This window comes from Acidovorax sp. JHL-3, assembly GCF_000526295.1.
In the GTDB taxonomy this organism is placed as follows: domain Bacteria; phylum Pseudomonadota; class Gammaproteobacteria; order Burkholderiales; family Burkholderiaceae_C; genus Acidovorax; species Acidovorax defluvii.
In genome coordinates this window covers 1,582,206-1,597,637 of sequence record NZ_JAFU01000001.1, presented here as the reverse complement: position 1 = coordinate 1,597,637, position 15,432 = coordinate 1,582,206, and the positions used below count along the sequence as shown (strand labels likewise).

General features: G+C 63.6%; 17 protein-coding genes. All 17 read right to left on the bottom strand.

Features of this window, described 5'->3' with window-relative positions; translation table 11 throughout:
* Window positions 1-3: 3 nt before the first annotated feature.
* Window positions 4-645, bottom strand: coding sequence for a LysE family translocator (locus tag K226_RS0107545; RefSeq protein WP_024814226.1), 642 nt, complete (start codon window positions 643-645; stop codon window positions 4-6).
* Between the two features lie 108 nt (window positions 646-753).
* Window positions 754-1,032: a hypothetical protein gene (locus tag K226_RS0107540; protein ID WP_369795410.1), complete on the bottom strand. Its 279-nt coding sequence runs from the start codon at window positions 1,030-1,032 to the stop codon at window positions 754-756.
* A 106-nt stretch (window positions 1,033-1,138) separates the two neighbouring features.
* Window positions 1,139-1,981: a DUF429 domain-containing protein gene (locus K226_RS0107535; RefSeq protein WP_024814224.1), complete on the bottom strand. Its 843-nt coding sequence runs from the start codon at window positions 1,979-1,981 to the stop codon at window positions 1,139-1,141.
* A 214-nt stretch (window positions 1,982-2,195) separates the two neighbouring features.
* The gene (locus K226_RS0107530) at window positions 2,196-2,618 is read right to left on the bottom strand and encodes a BLUF domain-containing protein (protein WP_024814223.1); all 423 of its coding nucleotides are present in this window, start codon (window positions 2,616-2,618) and stop codon (window positions 2,196-2,198) included.
* 2 nt (window positions 2,619-2,620) lie between these two features.
* Window positions 2,621-3,346: a GTP cyclohydrolase I gene (gene folE / locus K226_RS0107525; RefSeq protein WP_024814222.1), complete on the bottom strand. Its 726-nt coding sequence runs from the start codon at window positions 3,344-3,346 to the stop codon at window positions 2,621-2,623.
* A gap of 115 nt (window positions 3,347-3,461) precedes the next feature.
* On the bottom strand, window positions 3,462-4,679 hold the full coding sequence (gene clsB, locus K226_RS0107520) for a cardiolipin synthase ClsB (RefSeq protein ID WP_024814221.1): 1,218 nt from the start codon (window positions 4,677-4,679) through the stop codon (window positions 3,462-3,464).
* 7 nt (window positions 4,680-4,686) lie between these two features.
* On the bottom strand, window positions 4,687-5,436 hold the full coding sequence (locus tag K226_RS0107515; RefSeq protein ID WP_024814220.1) for an endonuclease/exonuclease/phosphatase family protein: 750 nt from the start codon (window positions 5,434-5,436) through the stop codon (window positions 4,687-4,689).
* Window positions 5,433-5,927, bottom strand: a complete 495-nt coding sequence (gene nudB / locus K226_RS0107510) for a dihydroneopterin triphosphate diphosphatase (protein ID WP_024814219.1) — start codon at window positions 5,925-5,927, stop codon at window positions 5,433-5,435. The genes K226_RS0107515 and nudB overlap by 4 nt, the downstream gene beginning before the upstream one ends.
* A gap of 70 nt (window positions 5,928-5,997) precedes the next feature.
* Window positions 5,998-6,912: a restriction endonuclease gene (locus tag K226_RS0107505; protein WP_024814218.1), complete on the bottom strand. Its 915-nt coding sequence runs from the start codon at window positions 6,910-6,912 to the stop codon at window positions 5,998-6,000.
* Window positions 6,913-6,975: 63 nt separating this feature from the next.
* Complete coding sequence (gene aspS / locus K226_RS0107500; protein ID WP_024814217.1) at window positions 6,976-8,790, bottom strand: aspartate--tRNA ligase; 1,815 nt, start codon at window positions 8,788-8,790, stop codon at window positions 6,976-6,978.
* Between the two features lie 40 nt (window positions 8,791-8,830).
* Window positions 8,831-9,457 (bottom strand): DUF502 domain-containing protein, encoded by a 627-nt coding sequence (locus K226_RS0107495; RefSeq protein ID WP_024814216.1) that lies wholly within the window; start codon window positions 9,455-9,457, stop codon window positions 8,831-8,833.
* 9 nt (window positions 9,458-9,466) lie between these two features.
* Window positions 9,467-9,814 carry an FmdB family zinc ribbon protein gene (locus tag K226_RS0107490; RefSeq protein ID WP_024814215.1) on the bottom strand — a complete coding sequence of 116 codons (348 nt, stop codon included), beginning with the start codon at window positions 9,812-9,814 and terminating at the stop codon, window positions 9,467-9,469.
* A 70-nt stretch (window positions 9,815-9,884) separates the two neighbouring features.
* Window positions 9,885-11,330, bottom strand: coding sequence for a sodium:solute symporter family protein (locus tag K226_RS0107485; RefSeq protein WP_024814214.1), 1,446 nt, complete (start codon window positions 11,328-11,330; stop codon window positions 9,885-9,887).
* Between the two features lie 57 nt (window positions 11,331-11,387).
* On the bottom strand, window positions 11,388-12,953 hold the full coding sequence (gene ubiB, locus K226_RS0107480; RefSeq protein ID WP_024814213.1) for a ubiquinone biosynthesis regulatory protein kinase UbiB: 1,566 nt from the start codon (window positions 12,951-12,953) through the stop codon (window positions 11,388-11,390).
* Window positions 12,950-13,555 carry a hypothetical protein gene (locus K226_RS0107475; protein ID WP_024814212.1) on the bottom strand — a complete coding sequence of 202 codons (606 nt, stop codon included), beginning with the start codon at window positions 13,553-13,555 and terminating at the stop codon, window positions 12,950-12,952. Before K226_RS0107475 ends, ubiB begins: the two co-directional genes overlap by 4 nt.
* A 39-nt stretch (window positions 13,556-13,594) precedes the next feature.
* Entirely contained in the window at window positions 13,595-14,590 is a 996-nt protein-coding gene (locus K226_RS0107470; protein ID WP_024814211.1) for a Tim44 domain-containing protein, read from the bottom strand.
* 39 nt (window positions 14,591-14,629) lie between these two features.
* Window positions 14,630-15,361 (bottom strand): bifunctional demethylmenaquinone methyltransferase/2-methoxy-6-polyprenyl-1,4-benzoquinol methylase UbiE, encoded by a 732-nt coding sequence (gene ubiE / locus K226_RS0107465; RefSeq protein WP_024814210.1) that lies wholly within the window; start codon window positions 15,359-15,361, stop codon window positions 14,630-14,632.
* Window positions 15,362-15,432: the final 71 nt, after the last annotated feature.

The following is a 15,432-nucleotide window of genomic DNA, read 5'->3' as shown; positions in this document are numbered from 1 at the left end:
AGTTCAGCGCTCGGCCGTGGCCAGCCGCACCGCCAGCCCCAAAAACACCAGGCCCGCCACCCGGTTGAGCACGGTCTGCGCGCGTGCCGAGCGTTGCAGCAGCGCCCCAAAGCCCCCCGAAAAGCAGGCGATGGCACCAAACACCAGCAGCGTGGCCAGCATGAACACCACCCCCAGCACCATGAGTTGCAGCGCCACGCTTCCGCGCGCAGGGTCGGCGAACTGCGGCAAAAAGGCCAGAAAAAACACCAGCACCTTGGGGTTGGTGAGGTTCATGACCATGCCGCGCCCCACCATGCGCCCCAGACCAGGGCCACCCGGGTTTCCTGGGGCAGAGGCGGGCTCCTGGGCCGTGGCGGCGGGCGCGCGCAGGGCCTGCCATGCCAGGTAAGCCAGATAGGCCGCGCCGCAATATTTCAGCACGGTGAACGCCATGGCCGATGCGGCAAACACGGCCGCCAGCCCCAGGGCCACCGCCGCCGTGTGCACCACCAGGCCCGCGCACAGGCCCAGCACCACCGCCATGCCGGCACGCCAGCCGCGCTGGGCAGATTGCAGCAGCACAAACAGGTTGTCGGGGCCGGGCGTGAGCCCCAGCAGGACCGATACGCCAAAGAACGTGAGCAGGGTTTCGAAAGCAGGCATGGCTTGGAAAATTTGCGAGGACGGGACCGTCCATTGTGCCAACGTCAACGACAGCGCCGTCCGCACAGGCGGGCGGGCAAGTGACCCCAGACCGCCGACGCGACCGCTTCAGCGCATGGGCACCACGATCACGCGGCGGCGCGGCTGGCAGCCGGGGCCTTCAAATGCATCGCTGTCACGCGTCCAGCCCACGCCGGGCGAGGTCTGCGCACAGATGCGTTGGCCATCCACCTGGCTGCGCCAGTAATACCAGGGCGCGGGCGCTGCCAGAGCTGCGGCGCAGAGCAGCCCTGCCGCCACGGCGATCCACACAGGGGGACGCGAGATTCGGTGAATGGTGGGCATCAAGGCGTGAACAAGACGTGGGGCGTGGGTGAATGATGCCATGGTAGGACAGCACGATGGGGCGCATGTCCGGGGCGCATGTCCGGGGGGCACAACTGGGGACACATCACCGGGGCGCATGTCCCGGGGCATCGATCCGGATCGTGTCTCAGGCCGTGACAATCCAGCCTTCCAGACCATCCAATCCGGGCGGCAGCCCATACAGCGCATCGCCCTCCTCGTGGCGCCGCTGCGCCCAGGCGGCCTGCAGCAGGCACAGCACGGCGTCCAGCCGGTCGCCGCTGGCGTCGTCCACCAGGGCATCGCGCTGGGCGTGGCTGAGCTTGAGGCGCAAGCCCAGGCGGCTCTGGCCCATCTCCAGCGCGTGCACCAGGTCTTTGCGGGCAATCAGGCGGTCGGGCGTTTGCTTGGCGCGGTCGTCGCTTTTGTAGCTGCGCCGCTGCAGCACCTCGCGCGCGAGCAGGCCGGGGTAGGCCTCCAGCGCCACGCGCTGCAGGTCGCCGGGGTGCAGGCCGGGCAGGTGCACCCCGGCGTCCAGCAGCAGCGGCACGCCAGCGTGCAGCATGTAGGCCACGGGCGGGTTGACCCATTTCATGGAGGGGCTGGAGCCCGCTGGGCCATCGGTGGCCCGGTGGGCAAACTTACCGCCCACGGGCCGCGCGACGCAAAAGGCGGCAAAAGCATCGCGAATCTGCTCCCGCGAGAGCGCGCGGTAGTGCTGCATGCACGCATGCCACTGCAGCGGCCAGCCCAGCGCCTGCACCAGCTCGCGCGGCAGGCCAAAGGGCAGATCGAACCCACCCACCCAGGCACGCGGCGCAGCCAGCCAGCGCGCCAGACCATCCAGCGTGTCAAAGGTTTCCAGGCCCAGCAACTGCACCCGCGCCGCCACGCGCTGGCCCTGCGCCAGCACAATGGGTTTGCGCCGGCTGGGGCTGCTGGAGAAGTCGCAGCCCAGCAGCAATGAGGGTATGGCCGAATCGGTCGTCATGGGCTGTTGTCACAAATCAGCGAAGCTGGAAAGCAAAAAGCCGCAGCGCCGACAACGTCGGCCTGCGACCCAGAAAAAACTCACCCAAACAGAAAGGTGGGGCGATTTGCGTAGCGAGCGGCCTCAGCTTGCGTCGAGGAACGCAGCCGCACTCCCGTGCGGCGAGTACCACAGGCGCAAGATCAGGCCGCGCAGTAGCAAAGCACTCCGCCTTTCAGGCGCGGCCGATGATGGAGGCAGTCGCCATAAGTTCTTCGAGCAGCGCAAACGACACCTTGCCCGACACCGCATACGGATCCAGCTCGGGCTTTTCGGAGTATTTAAGCAGGATGGAGTGGTTGATCTTGGAGAGGTTGACCTGCCCCATGGTCCAGCCGCCAAAGCGCCGCTCGGCAATCTCTTCGTAGTGCAGCAGCTCGACGCTCTTGTGGCGCGGGTCGCGCTGGATGTGGCCATACAGCTCGTTGACCGCGGAGCGGCCGCCCTCGATGGCCTGCAGGAAAACCCCGCCGCCATAGCAAAGAATGCCCGTGATGCCACTGCCCGGGTTGTGCTGGCGCGACTGGGTGAGGATGGCTTCGATGGCGGCGGGCGATGTGTCCACCGCGCGGCTGGCGTAAAGCAGGCGTACCAACATGGTCAGTTCCTTCCTGGAATGAGCGAGAGGAATTCGCGGCGCAGCGCACTGTCTTTCAGGAACACGCCGCGCATCACGGAGTTGATCATCTTGCTGTCCATCTCGCGCACGCCGCGCCAGGACATGCAAAAGTGGCTGGCCTCCATGACCACGGCCAGGCCGTCGGGCTGGGTCTTTTCCATGATGAGGTCGGCCAGTTGCACCACGGCTTCTTCCTGGATCTGGGGGCGGCCCATGATCCAGTCCACCAGGCGCGCGTATTTGGACAGCCCGATCACGTTGGTGTGCTCGTTGGGCATGATGCCGATCCAGATCTTGCCGATGACGGGGCAAAAATGGTGGCTGCAGGCGCTGCGCACCGTGAGCGGCCCCACGATCATGAGCTCATTGAGGTGCTCGGCATTGGGAAACTCGGTGATCGGTGGCTGCTCGACATAACGGCCCTTGAACACCTCGTTGAGGTACATCTTGGCCACGCGGCGCGCGGTGGCCTGGGTGTTGTGGTCGCCCTCGGTGTGGATGACGAGGCTGTCGAGCACGCCCTGCATCTTCACCTCGACCTCGTCAAGCAGCTTTTCCAGCTCGCCCGGCTGGATGAACTCGGCAATGTTGTCGTTGGCGTTGAAACGTTTGCGCGCCGCAGTGATGCGCTCGCGGATTTTCACGGAAACAGGCGTGCCTTCATCCGGCGGAAAGTGCGTCATATCGGCGTCTGGTTGACTGGACATGGCTGCATCCTACCAGTGAATGCCCGCCCCATCATTTCAAGGGTTTTAGGGCGCTAGCGCTTATGCAGCAAGCGTCAGCAGCTATATATTCAATAGCAAACGACCCCATCCGTGCTCAGTATCGGTTGCCGGTGACCCACAAGGCCAGGCGCATCAGGCCAAAGGCCACGCGATCGAGCACGCGCTGGCGCAGCGGGCGGCCAGCGTAACGGGCAGGGTCCATGCGCCGCCCGGCGTGCTGCATGGCGTGCACCAGGCGCTGGCGCAGGTCGATGGCAAAGGCGGCATCCTGGACCACCACATTGGCCTCGCGCGCCAGCAGCAGGCTTAAAGGGTCGAGGTTGGACGAACCCACGGTGGCCCAGGGCTTGTCGCCATGGGCATCGATCACCGCCACCTTGGCGTGCAAAAAACTGGGTTCGTATTCGTGGATCTCCACACCGGCGGCCAGCAGTGCGCCATATACCGGCCGCGCCGCGTGGTACTGCATGAAGTATTCATAGCGCCCCTGCAGCAACAACTGCACGCGCACGCCGCGCTTGGCCGCCAGAATCAGCGCGCGGCGCAGCTTGCCGCCGGGCATGAAATACGCGTTGGCAATGATGATGTCGTGGCGCGCTGCGCCAATGGCGCGCCGGTAGGCCTTTTCGATGCGGCTGCGGTTGCGCACGTTGTCGCGCAGCACCAGCGCAGCCCGCATGCCGCGCGCCTCCGGGTCCTGCTGGCTGGCGTGGCGGGTGGCGCTGGCGGCGCGCAGGTCGCGCACGGCTTGCGGCAAGCGGTTCAGGCGCACATCGCGCACCGCCTGCATGCGCCACCACAGGAGTTCCATGGTCCGGCTCGCCTGCGCCGCCAGAGAGCCGGTCGCCTGCACGGCAAAATCGAAGCGCGGTGCATCCAGATCGCCGTAGTTGGGGTCGTAAAGATCGTCCAGCACATTGATGCCGCCACAAAACACCACCAGCCCATCGACCACGCACAGCTTGCGGTGCAGGCGGCGCCAGCGGTGGGGCAGCAGCAGCCCCAGCGGCCCCAGCGGTGAATACACCCGTACCTGCACCCCAGCCGACTTCATGCGCTGCTGCCACGCCTTTGGCAACGGCCCGGTGCCCACGCCATCCACCACCAAATGCGTGCGCACACCGCGCTGCGCCGCGCGAATCAGCGCCTCGGCCACCTGCGCCCCCGCGCCGGTGAAGTCAAAGATGTAGGTCTCGAACTGGATGTCGGACAGCGCCGCATCCATCGCCTCGATCAAGGCGGGAAACAGCTCCTGCGCGCCCTGCAACAGGTGCACCCGGTGGTCTTTGGCGAAATCGGCCACCCGAGTCATCGGCGGGTCAAAGTTTGAACTCGGCAATCAGCGGCAGGTGGTCGGACATGCGCCACCAGATCCGCCCCCGCGGCACATGCAGCCCCAGCGGCTCGAGCCCGCGCACGTAGACATGGTCCAGCTGCACCAGCGGCAGTCGCGCGGGGTAGGTGAAGGCGCGCGGCGCATCAAACTCATACAGACCAAAGCCCGACAGCATGCGTTTGATCTGTGCCCCCCAGTCGTTGAAATCACCGGCCACCACCACCGGCGAGCCCGGGGGCACCTCGCGCTCGATGAACTGCTGCAGGCGATCGACCTGCCGCACCCGGCTGCCGGGAATCAGCCCCAGGTGCACCACGATCACATGCACACGGCGGCCATGCGCATCCACTTCCACATGCAGCAGGCCGCGCTGCTCGAACCGGTGGTCAGAAATATCCTCATGCTGGTGCCCGATCACCGGCCAGCGCGACAGCAGCGCATTGCCATGCTCGCCATGTTTGGTGAAGGCGTTGGTGCGGTACACCGCCTCGTAGCCCTCGGGCGCCAGGTACTCGGCCTGCGGCACATCGGGCCAGCGCTGAAAATACGCGGCCTCGCGGCGGTGCAGCTTGCGTACCTCCTGCAGGCAGACGATGTCGGCATCGAGCTGCTCTACGGCCAGCCCCAGGTTGTGGATCTCCAGCCGGCGCGCCGGGCCAAGGCCCTGAACACCCTTGTGGATGTTGTAGGTGGCAATGCGCAGAATGTCGGATGCGGTGTGGGATGGGGTCATGAGTAGGCAAATTGTGGCAGCAACAGGATGGCCTCGGCGTTCGATGGTGAGAAGCAGCGATCGGCCGCCTCGCGCCACGGCCACCAGGCCCAGGCGGTGTGCTCGCGCGGGCTCAGCACCACCGGCACGGCGGCGGGCACCTGCAGGCTGAACACACGCTCGGTATTGCGCCGCACCCCGGGTGCGTAGCGGTGCAGCCACTCTGGGTAAATGTCGTACACATTTTCCAGGCCCCAGTCACGCAGCGTGCAGCCCGGCGCATCTGCGCACAGGCCGGTTTCCTCCAGCGCCTCACGCGCGGCGGTTTCGCGCCAGTCTTCCTGCAGGCTGTCCTTGCTGCCGGTCACCGATTGCCAGAACGCCTGGCCATCGGGGGCATCGATGGCGCGGCGGATCAACAGCACATCGAGTGCGGGCGTGTGGATCACCACCAGCACGGATTGGGGGATTTTGTAAGCGCTGCCCGGCGCCCCGCCCTGTTCAGCCGGCATGGTTTTTGGGCGCTAGAGACCGATGGGGCGACACGCGCGCAAACCAACTGCGATGCAGGCAGGCCATGGGTCACTCTTCGCTGAAAAAATCAGAGTCAATGCGCTTGAGCTGGTAGGTGGCCGCGACCGACACCCCCAGGTCGTGCTCGATCATGAGATCGGCCAGCCGCTCACCATCAATCAAAACCACCTTGTACTGGCTGCTGAGCGCGTAATCCTTGGCGTCTTGCGTAAACCACGACGTCGTGATGAAAACGCCCTTGGTGGCGCGCTGCCCGGCAAGCGCCCCCACAAACTTCATGATTTCAGGGCGGCCGACCACACCCTCCCAGCGTTTGGCCTGAAGATAAATCGCATCCAGCCCCAACCGGTCTTCGTTGATGATCCCGTCAATTCCGCCGTCACCACTGCGTCCCACTGCTTTCCCCGCTTCCTCGCGGCTGCCGCCATAGCCCATTTTGATCATCAGCTTGATGATCAAAAGCTCAAAAAATGCAGGGCTGCATTGCATGATGGACTCCAGCAACTCCCGAGCCAAATCCTTGCGCAAAGACAGATGGGCCCGCTCAATGGATTCTTCAGGAGTCAGTTCGTTGAACGCAACTACTGGCATAGCCGGTTCTACAGACGCCGACACATCCCCACGCCGGGCACGCTCGTATTCAGGAAACTGCTGCAAGGTTTTCATATCGATGCGCGCCAGCTGGCTTACGAGCAACTCGCGCCCCCTTTGGGTGATGCAGAACACACCCCTGCGTGGTGCTTGCAACAGCCCCGCCATCGTCATGTGTGTCTTAGCCCAAGCAAGCCGGTTGTAAAACAACGTCGTTCGACTGCTACTGGGCAGGAGTTCGTTGCGTTCTTCAGGAGTCAGGCTGAACTCGATGGCAATGGCCTCTACCGCGTCCTTGAAGGTATGGTCCATTCCATCCCCTGCAAGGCGCAGCAGGGGCAACATCAGCGACTGGAAATCCGGTACGGCCATCAACAACTCCCAAGAAAAAGGGCGCCCGAAGGCGCCCCTGATTCTGCCCGAAGGGCTGTGCGGTCAGCCCGCTTTCACGGCATCCAGATTGCGCAGACGGATGTGCAATTCGCGCAGCTGTTTTTCATCCACAACGGAAGGCGCCTGGGTCAGCAGGCACTGGGCGCGCTGGGTCTTGGGGAAGGCGATCACGTCGCGGATGGACTCGGCGCCCGTCATCAGCGTGACGATGCGGTCCAGGCCGAAGGCCAGGCCACCGTGAGGGGGCGCACCGTATTGCAGGGCGTCGAGCAGGAAGCCGAACTTCTGCTGCGCTTCTTCGGGCGTGATCTTGAGGGCATCGAACACTTTTTGCTGCACGTCGGCGCGGTGAATACGCACCGAGCCACCGCCCATCTCCCAGCCGTTCAACACCATGTCGTAGCCCTTGGAGATGCACTTCTCGGGCGCGGTGACCATGTAGTCCTCGTGGCCGTCCTTGGGTGCGGTGAAGGGGTGGTGCACGGCGACCCAGCGGTCGTTCTCTTCGTCGTGCTCGAACATCGGGAAGTCGACCACCCACAGCGGGGCCCAGCGGTCTTCAAACAGGCCGTTCTTCTTGCCGAATTCGCTGTGGCCGATCTTCAGGCGCAGTGCACCGATGGCGTCGTTGACGATCTTTTCCTTGTCGGCTCCGAAGAAGATCAGGTCGCCGTCTTGTGCGCCAGTGCGCTTCAATACTTCTGCCAGGGCCACGTCGTGGATGTTTTTCACGATGGGCGATTGCAGGCCATCGCGGCCCTTGGCCAGCTCGTTGACGCGGATGTAGGCCAGGCCCTTGGCGCCGTAGATCTTGACGAACTCGGTGTAGGCATCGATCTCGCCGCGGCTGATGCCGCCGCCTTCCACAGAGCCACCAGGCACGCGCAGGGCCACCACGCGGCCGCCCTTCATGTTGGCGGCGCCCGAGAACACCTTGAAATCCACGTCCTTCATGACGTCGGTAAGTTCGGTGAATTCGAGCTTGACGCGCAGGTCGGGCTTGTCAGAGCCGAAGCGGTGGGCAGCGTCCTGGTATGTCATGACCGGGAATTCACCCAGGTCCACGTTCAGCGTGTTCTGGAACACCGTCTTGATCATGCCCTGGAACATGTCGCGGATTTCCTGCTCGTCCATGAACGAGGTTTCGATATCGATCTGCGTGAACTCGGGCTGGCGGTCGGCGCGCAGGTCTTCGTCGCGGAAGCACTTGGTGATCTGGTAGTAGCGGTCAAAGCCCGCCACCATCAAGAGCTGCTTGAACAGCTGGGGCGATTGCGGCAGCGCAAAAAAGTGGCCGTCGTGCACGCGGCTGGGCACGAGGTAGTCGCGCGCGCCTTCGGGCGTGCTCTTGGTGAGCATGGGGGTTTCGATGTCGATGAAACCGTTGGCATCGAGGAACTTGCGCACTTCCATGGACACGCGGTAACGCAGCATCAGGTTGTTTTGCATGTAGGGGCGGCGCAAATCCAGCACGCGGTGCGTGAGGCGCGTGGTCTCGGAGAGGTTTTCCTCGTCGATCTGGAACGGAGGCGTGACCGACGGGTTGAGCACGTTCAGCTCATGGCACAGCACTTCGATCTTGCCGCTGCTCAGGCTATCGTTGGTGGTGCCCGCGGGGCGTGCGCGCACCAGGCCCTTGACCTGCACGCAGAACTCGTTGCGCACGTCTTCGGCCGTCTTGAACATCTCGGCCCGGTCCGGGTCGCAGACCACCTGCACCGAGCCTTCGCGGTCGCGCAGGTCGATGAAGATCACGCCGCCATGGTCGCGGCGGCGATTCACCCAGCCCGACAGGGTGACGGTTTGGCCCAGAAGGGCTTCGGTCACAAGACCGCAATAGTGGGAACGCATGGCCATGGCAAAACTTCCGGCGCCGCTGTGGCGCATTAAAGGGGATTCACTTGGGGGAGACAGGGGCAAGGGCGGGGTCGGAAGGAGCGACCACACCCATCGAAATAATGTATTTGAGCGCTGCATCCACGCTCATGTCGAGCTCGACACAGTCGCTCTTGCGCACCATCACAAAATACCCACCCGTGGGATTGGGGGTGGTGGGCACATACACGCTGACAAATTCATCGCGCAGATACGCTGCCACCTCACCGTTGGGCGTGCCCGTGATGAAGGCGACGGTCCAGACCCCTTCACGGGGCCATTGCACCAGCACGGCGGTGCGAAAGGCATTGCCGCTTTCGGAAAACAGCGTATCCGAGACCTGCTTGACGCTTGAATAGATGGAGCGCACCACCGGGATGCGGCTGACCAGCCGGTCGCCCCACTGCACCAGCTTGCGCCCGGCAAAATTGCTGGCCGTTGCGCCCACCACCAGCAGGATCAGCAGGGTCAGCAGCACGCCAAAGCCGGGGATATGGAATCCGAGCACCTTGTCGGGGTGCCAGGCCAGCGGCAGGATCTGCAGGGTCTGGTCGAGCGTACCCACGATCCAGTTGAGCACCGCAATGGTGATCACCCCCGGAACAATCACCAGCAGGCCGGTGAACAACCATTTGCGCAAAGCAGACATGGGGGGTGCTCAGTCTGAAGACGATGCACTGGCACCAGCAGCGGCCGGTGCGGCACTGGGCGCCGCCTTGGGGGCAACACTGGCAGCATCTGCAGCGGGCGCAGAAGCCTGGGTGCCGGCTGCACCCTGGCCGTCGCTCTTGGCTTCAGTGGCGGGGGCGGAACTGGCAGCGTTGCCGCCACGAAAATCCGTCACATACCAGCCAGAGCCCTTGAGCTGAAACCCTGCGGCAGTCACCTGCTTGGTGAAGGCTTCGGCGCCGCACGCGGGGCACACCGAGAGCTGAGGATCGGAGATTTTTTGCAGCACATCCTTGGCATGGCCGCAGGAGCCGCATTTGTAGGCATAAATAGGCATGACGAGAGTGTTGGGGGAAAGTGCAAAACCTTAAATTATAGGCGGCCGCCCCGTCTTCAACACCCTGGGCTCATTCCACTCCCACCATACGATGGTGCCCTGCATGGCTATTGCCAATCGCCTGGGGGCCGAGCGAGCCCGCCAGCATGCCCACCAGCGCCGCCAGCAAACCGGCCAGTTGCGCAGGAAACACCTCGCCCGCTGGCGTTGCCAGAAACAACAGCCAGGTCAGCAAACCCAGCACGATGGCAAAAATCGCGCCCTGGGTGGTGGCTCGCTTCCAGTACAGGCCAAACACCAGTGGCACGAAGGCACCGACCAATGGCACCTGGTACGCGCCAGACACCAGCTCATAGATGGAGGTGCCTTCCATGCGGATCGCGTAGGCCAGCACCAGGCCGCTGAACACCAGCGTGGTGATGCGCATGGTGCGCAGTTGCTGCTGGTCCGAGGCGTGCGGGCGGAACTGGCGCCAGATGTTCTCTGTGAATGTCACACTGGGGGCCAGCAGCGTGGCCGACGCTGTGGACTTGAGCGCCGACAGCAGTGCGCCAAAAAAGAGCACCTGCATGACAAAAGGCATTTTTTCCAGCACCAGCGTGGGCAGTACCTTTTGCGGATCGTCCTTGAGCAGCTCTGCCGTTTCGGCCGGCATGATGATGAGCGCGCTGGCCACCAGAAACATCGGCACAAAGGCAAACAGGATGTAGAAGATGCCGCCAATCACGGGGCCCCGCGTGGCGGCCTGGATGTTGTTGGCCGACATCACCCGCTGAAAAACGTCCTGCTGGGGAATCGAGCCAAACATCATCGTGATGGCGGCGGCAATGAAGAACGCGATATCGTGGAAACTGGGCTCTGGCAAAAAGCGGAACAACTCACGGCTGGAGGCCAGCTCGATGACCTTGTCCGCACCGCCGGCCATGTTGCCCGCGAACACGGCGATCAGCGTGAGCCCCACCACGAGAATGATCATCTGGATAAAGTCCGTGACAGCCACCGACCACATGCCGCCAAACAGCGTGTATGCCAGGATCGACACCACCCCGATCGTCATGCCGATGGGGATGCTGATGGCCCCGCCAGACAGCAGGTTGAACACCAGCCCCAAGGCAGTGACCTGTGCCGAAACCCAGCCCAGGTAGCTCAGCATGATGATCAGCGAGCACACGACCTCGACCACGCGGCCATAGCGCTCGCGGTAGTAGTCGCTGATGGTCAGCAGCGTCATGCGGTAGAGCTTGCCCGCAAAGAACAGGCCCACCAGAATCAGGCAGAAACCCGCACCGAAAGGGTCTTCCACCACATTGCCCAGCCCGCCCTCGATAAATTTGGCGGGAATCCCCAGCACCGTCTCCGAACCAAACCAGGTGGCAAACGTGGTGGTGACGATCATGTACAGCGGCAAATGGCGCCCGGCAATCGCAAAATCGGCGGAATTCTTTACTCGCTTGGCGGCAACCAGGCCAATGGCGATGGTGATCAACAGATAGACGATAACCAGGGTCAACAGCACGGCATGCTCCTCGATGTCGCGAACAGTGGGAAAAAAAGAACCTTGAACGAGCCAGCGTCAGAAGAGCCTGACCCTGACCATCAGCTGCATCACCAGCAGACCCAGCACAAAGCCCAGGCCGCCGTAAATGATGCTTTGCAGCAACCGATTGGTGCGCTTTTGCGCCTCCAGCAGGTCGCGCATGGCGCTTTGCGACTCGGCCGGCCGCCGGCTCAGAAAGTCATACAGCAGGCGCGGCAGCTCGGGCACGAGCTTGGCATAGTGCGGCGCCTCGGCCCGCAGCTCGCGCCACAGGCGTTGCGGGCCCATCTGCTCAAGCATCCATTTCTCAAGAAAAGGCTTGGCAGTGCTCCAGAGGTCGAGCTCCGGGTCGAGCTGGCGACCCAGCCCTTCGATGTTGAGCAGGGTTTTTTGCAGCAGCACCAATTGCGGCTGAATCTCGACCTGGAAACGGCGTGATGTCTGGAACAGGCGCATCAGCACCATGCCCAGCGAGATTTCTTTGAGCGGACGGTCGAAATAAGGCTCGCACACGGCGCGGATCGCCGATTCGAGGTCGTTGACGCGGGTCTCCGGCGGCACCCAGCCACTTTCGATGTGCAGCTCGGCGACACGCTTGTAGTCGCGGCGGAAAAAGGCCACGAAGTTCTGCGCCAGATACTCTTTGTCCACTTCAGTGAGCGTGCCAACAATGCCGAAGTCCAGCGAAATGTAGCGCCCGAACGTGGCCGGCTCCAGACTCACCTGGATGTTGCCCGGGTGCATGTCGGCATGAAAGAAGCCGTCGCGGAACACCTGGGTGAAGAAGATGGTGACGCCATCGCGCGCCAATTTGGGGATGTCCACCCCGGCTTCGCGCAAGCGCTCGACCTGGCTGATGGGCACACCGTTCATGCGCTGCATCACCATGACCTCGGGGTGGCAGAAATCCCAGTAGATTTCCGGAATCAGCACCAGGTCCAGCCCCTGCATGTTGCGTCGCAGTTGCGCGGCGTTGGCAGCTTCGCGCACCAGATCCAACTCGTCATGCAGGTAGTTGTCGAATTCGGCCACCACCTCGCGGGGCTTGAGGCGCTTGCCATCAGCCGAGAGGCTTTCCACCCAGCCCGCCATCAGGCGCATGAGGCTCAGGTCTTTTTCAATGACTGGCAGCATGCCCGGGCGCAGCACCTTGACGGCGACCTCGCGCTCCACGCCCCCCCGGTCGCGCAAGGTGGCGAAGTGCACTTGCGCAATCGACGCACTGGCCACCGGCACGCGGTCAAAGGCAACAAACACCTCGTCCACCGGGCGGCGATACGCCCGCTCGATGGTGGCAATGGCGATGGCCGAATCGAAGGGCGGCACACGGTCTTGCAGGCGCGCGAGCTCGTCGGCCATGTCGGCCGGCAACAGGTCGCGCCGGGTCGAGAGCACCTGGCCAAACTTGACGAAGATGGGGCCGAGCCGCTCCAGCGCCTCGCGCAGGCGCTGGCCGCGCGGTGCCTCCAGATTGCGCCCTATCGAAAGGACGCGCGCCAGCAGCCGCAGCCAGGGCTTCTGGAAACTGTCGAGCACCAGGCCATCGAGCCCATACCGGAACACCACCCAGACGATGGTGGCGCCCCGCAAAAAACGCTTCATGGAGCAGTCCGGTCAGCGTTGCCGGGCGGTGCCGCGGGCGCAGCGGGTGCCGCACCTGGGGCCGGGGCGACTGCGGCAGACGCCATGCGCGTGCCCACGAACTGGCGCAACGCCTGCGCCGCCTTGCGAGCCACTTTGCCCAGCGTGTGTGCGGGCGCGTCACCAATCAGGCGGGCAACGTCTTCTTCGAGATCCCAGCGGACATGGTCCACCAGCCAGTTGATTTCGGCCGCCAGTTGCACATCGCCCTCGATGCGGATGGCCGGCTTGTCGCCCCGCAGCGCAACGCTGGCCAGCGCCAGAGGAGAGGCTTCCGTGACGTGCAGCTGCAGATCGGGCGCCGCGCCCTCAGGCGCCAGGTTGAACAGGCCCGCCGGCGTCACCAGCAAGGCCATGGAATAGGAACGCCACTGCACGCGCGCCACGCGGCCTCGCTGGCGCACCAGGCGGTCCATGGCTTCCTTTTCCTGCATCAACACATGGTTGAGAAAAAGGACCATGCGCTGCTGCACCTCGTGCACCAGCCACTGCGGCGGCTGCGGGCCGGCGGCCAAGCGGTCAATGAGACCATCCAGAAATGAAAAAGGGGACTGTGTTGCCATAGTCCCCGATTATTCCCTGAACCGGGAAGCCTTGCCGTATTACTGCAGTGCTTGCACACCCGCAACCAGCCAGCCGCTGTTGCCCGCCTTGGCCTTGGTCATGTTCCAGACCTCACGGAAGGGACTGGGGCCTGCAGACAATTCTTCGCGGATCATGCCCGAGAACTCCACGCTGGCCATGTAACCATCGTCCAGTTCTTCGATGCCCAGCAGCTGCGCCTCGATCATGACCACATCGGTCTGGTTGGGCTGATCGCCCCGGTGCGTTTCGCGCTCGGTCAGTTGCGTGCGAATTTCATCGAGCATGCTGTCGGTCATCATCGAGCGCAGCGTGGCGATGTCGGAACGGTCCCATGCGGACTGCAGCGTAATGAAATTGCGCTTGGCTGCCGTGAGAAAGCCCTCGGCGTCAAACCCTTCGGGAATGCCCCAGTTTTGCGAACCCGAGAGGCCCGAGCCAATCAGCGAGCCCGTGCCCTGCTGCTGCCGCGACGCATCAAACGCCATGCCATTGCGCTCCCAGGGGCGGGCCGACGCATCGTTGCCCACCTTGTCGGGGCTGTACTGGCGCGGCACCTGGGCGGAAGCTGGCGAAGCCCCCCCGGCGCCCTGGAAGGCGAAGGGTGAATTTTGGGCAGCAGCACCACCATTGCGTGCGCGCATCACCATCTTGAAGATGGCAAACGCGGCCACCGCCAGAAGTGCGATCATGAGGATGTTGGCGAAGCCTGCACCCAAGCCCAGCGAACTGGCAAGCCAGGCAAGACCCAGACCGGCGGCCAGGCCACCCAGCATGGCGCCCCAGGGCTTTTTGGCCGCTGCGGCAGGCGCAGCTGCTGCAGGCTTGGCAGCGGCGGCGTTGGTTGCCGTCTGCGCCGGGGCGCCCGGCGTTGCAGGCGGCGTTGCCGCGTCGCGCTGGGTGACGTTGCTGGACTGCTTGCCCACCGACTTGCCACCACCCATGCGCCGGGCATCCGCATCGGGATGCGCAAACGCAAGCATCGCCACCAACACCACAGACCACAGTTTCATCATGATTTCTCCGTCTCCGTTAATCCACTCAAAGCAAACTGCTTAGCACTTGATTCCAACATGCAAGGCCACAATGCCACCCGTCATGTTGTGATAGTCCACATGCCCAAAGCCATTTTTCTGCATGAGGCTTTTGAGCTCTTCCTGCCCCGGGTGCATCCGGATGGACTCGGCCAGATACCGGTAGCTGGCGTCGTCACCCGCCACCAGCTTGCCCAGCTGGGGCAGCACCTTGAACGAATACCAGTCGTACACCTTTTCCAGTGGCTTGGCCACCTTCGAAAATTCCAGCACCAGCAACTTGCCACCGGGCTTGAGCACACGGCACATTTCGGCAATCGCCTGGTCCTTGTGGGTCATGTTGCGCAGGCCGAAGGCCACGCTGACCACATCAAAGTGCGCATCGGGGAACGGCAGTTTCTCTGCATCGCAGACCAGTGTGGGCAACACCACGCCTGCATCGATAAGCCGGTCGCGGCCCACGCGCAGCATGGCTTCGTTGATGTCGGTGTGCACCACGCGGCCCGATGCCCCCACCTTTTTGGAGAACGCCAGCGCCAGATCGCCCGTGCCGCCCGCAATGTCGAGCACCTGGCTACCCTCGCTGAGGTTGGCCACCATCACGGTATAGGCCTTCCAGGCGCGGTGCAGGCCTGCCGACATGAGGTCGTTCATCACGTCGTACTTGGAGGCGACGGAGTCGAACACGCCGCGCACGCGGCGCGCTTTTTCCTGCTCGTCAACCGACTGAAAACCGAAATGCGTGGTGCTCATAAAAATCATGCTAGGCGTGTCAGCGCCTGAGGTACAGCGACAACCCCGCACTCAATTGGGGCATCTGTCGC

Coding starts and splice junctions, on each gene's coding strand:
- K226_RS0107515 (WP_024814220.1), bottom strand. CDS start 5,436: ATGACCCCATCCCACACCGCATCCGACATTCTGCGCATTGCCACCTAC.
- K226_RS0107545 (WP_024814226.1), bottom strand. CDS start 645: ATGCCTGCTTTCGAAACCCTGCTCACGTTCTTTGGCGTATCGGTCCTG.
- K226_RS0107495 (WP_024814216.1), bottom strand. CDS start 9,457: ATGTCTGCTTTGCGCAAATGGTTGTTCACCGGCCTGCTGGTGATTGTT.
- K226_RS0107470 (WP_024814211.1), bottom strand. CDS start 14,590: ATGATGAAACTGTGGTCTGTGGTGTTGGTGGCGATGCTTGCGTTTGCG.
- K226_RS0107490 (WP_024814215.1), bottom strand. CDS start 9,814: ATGCCTATTTATGCCTACAAATGCGGCTCCTGCGGCCATGCCAAGGAT.
- ubiE (WP_024814210.1), bottom strand. CDS start 15,361: ATGAGCACCACGCATTTCGGTTTTCAGTCGGTTGACGAGCAGGAAAAA.
- folE (WP_024814222.1), bottom strand. CDS start 3,346: ATGTCCAGTCAACCAGACGCCGATATGACGCACTTTCCGCCGGATGAA.
- clsB (WP_024814221.1), bottom strand. CDS start 4,679: ATGACTCGGGTGGCCGATTTCGCCAAAGACCACCGGGTGCACCTGTTG.
- K226_RS0107505 (WP_024814218.1), bottom strand. CDS start 6,912: ATGGCCGTACCGGATTTCCAGTCGCTGATGTTGCCCCTGCTGCGCCTT.
- K226_RS0107535 (WP_024814224.1), bottom strand. CDS start 1,981: ATGACGACCGATTCGGCCATACCCTCATTGCTGCTGGGCTGCGACTTC.
- nudB (WP_024814219.1), bottom strand. CDS start 5,927: ATGCCGGCTGAACAGGGCGGGGCGCCGGGCAGCGCTTACAAAATCCCC.
- aspS (WP_024814217.1), bottom strand. CDS start 8,790: ATGGCCATGCGTTCCCACTATTGCGGTCTTGTGACCGAAGCCCTTCTG.
- K226_RS0107540 (WP_369795410.1), bottom strand. CDS start 1,032: ATGGCATCATTCACCCACGCCCCACGTCTTGTTCACGCCTTGATGCCC.
- K226_RS0107475 (WP_024814212.1), bottom strand. CDS start 13,555: ATGGCAACACAGTCCCCTTTTTCATTTCTGGATGGTCTCATTGACCGC.
- ubiB (WP_024814213.1), bottom strand. CDS start 12,953: ATGAAGCGTTTTTTGCGGGGCGCCACCATCGTCTGGGTGGTGTTCCGG.
- K226_RS0107530 (WP_024814223.1), bottom strand. CDS start 2,618: ATGTTGGTACGCCTGCTTTACGCCAGCCGCGCGGTGGACACATCGCCC.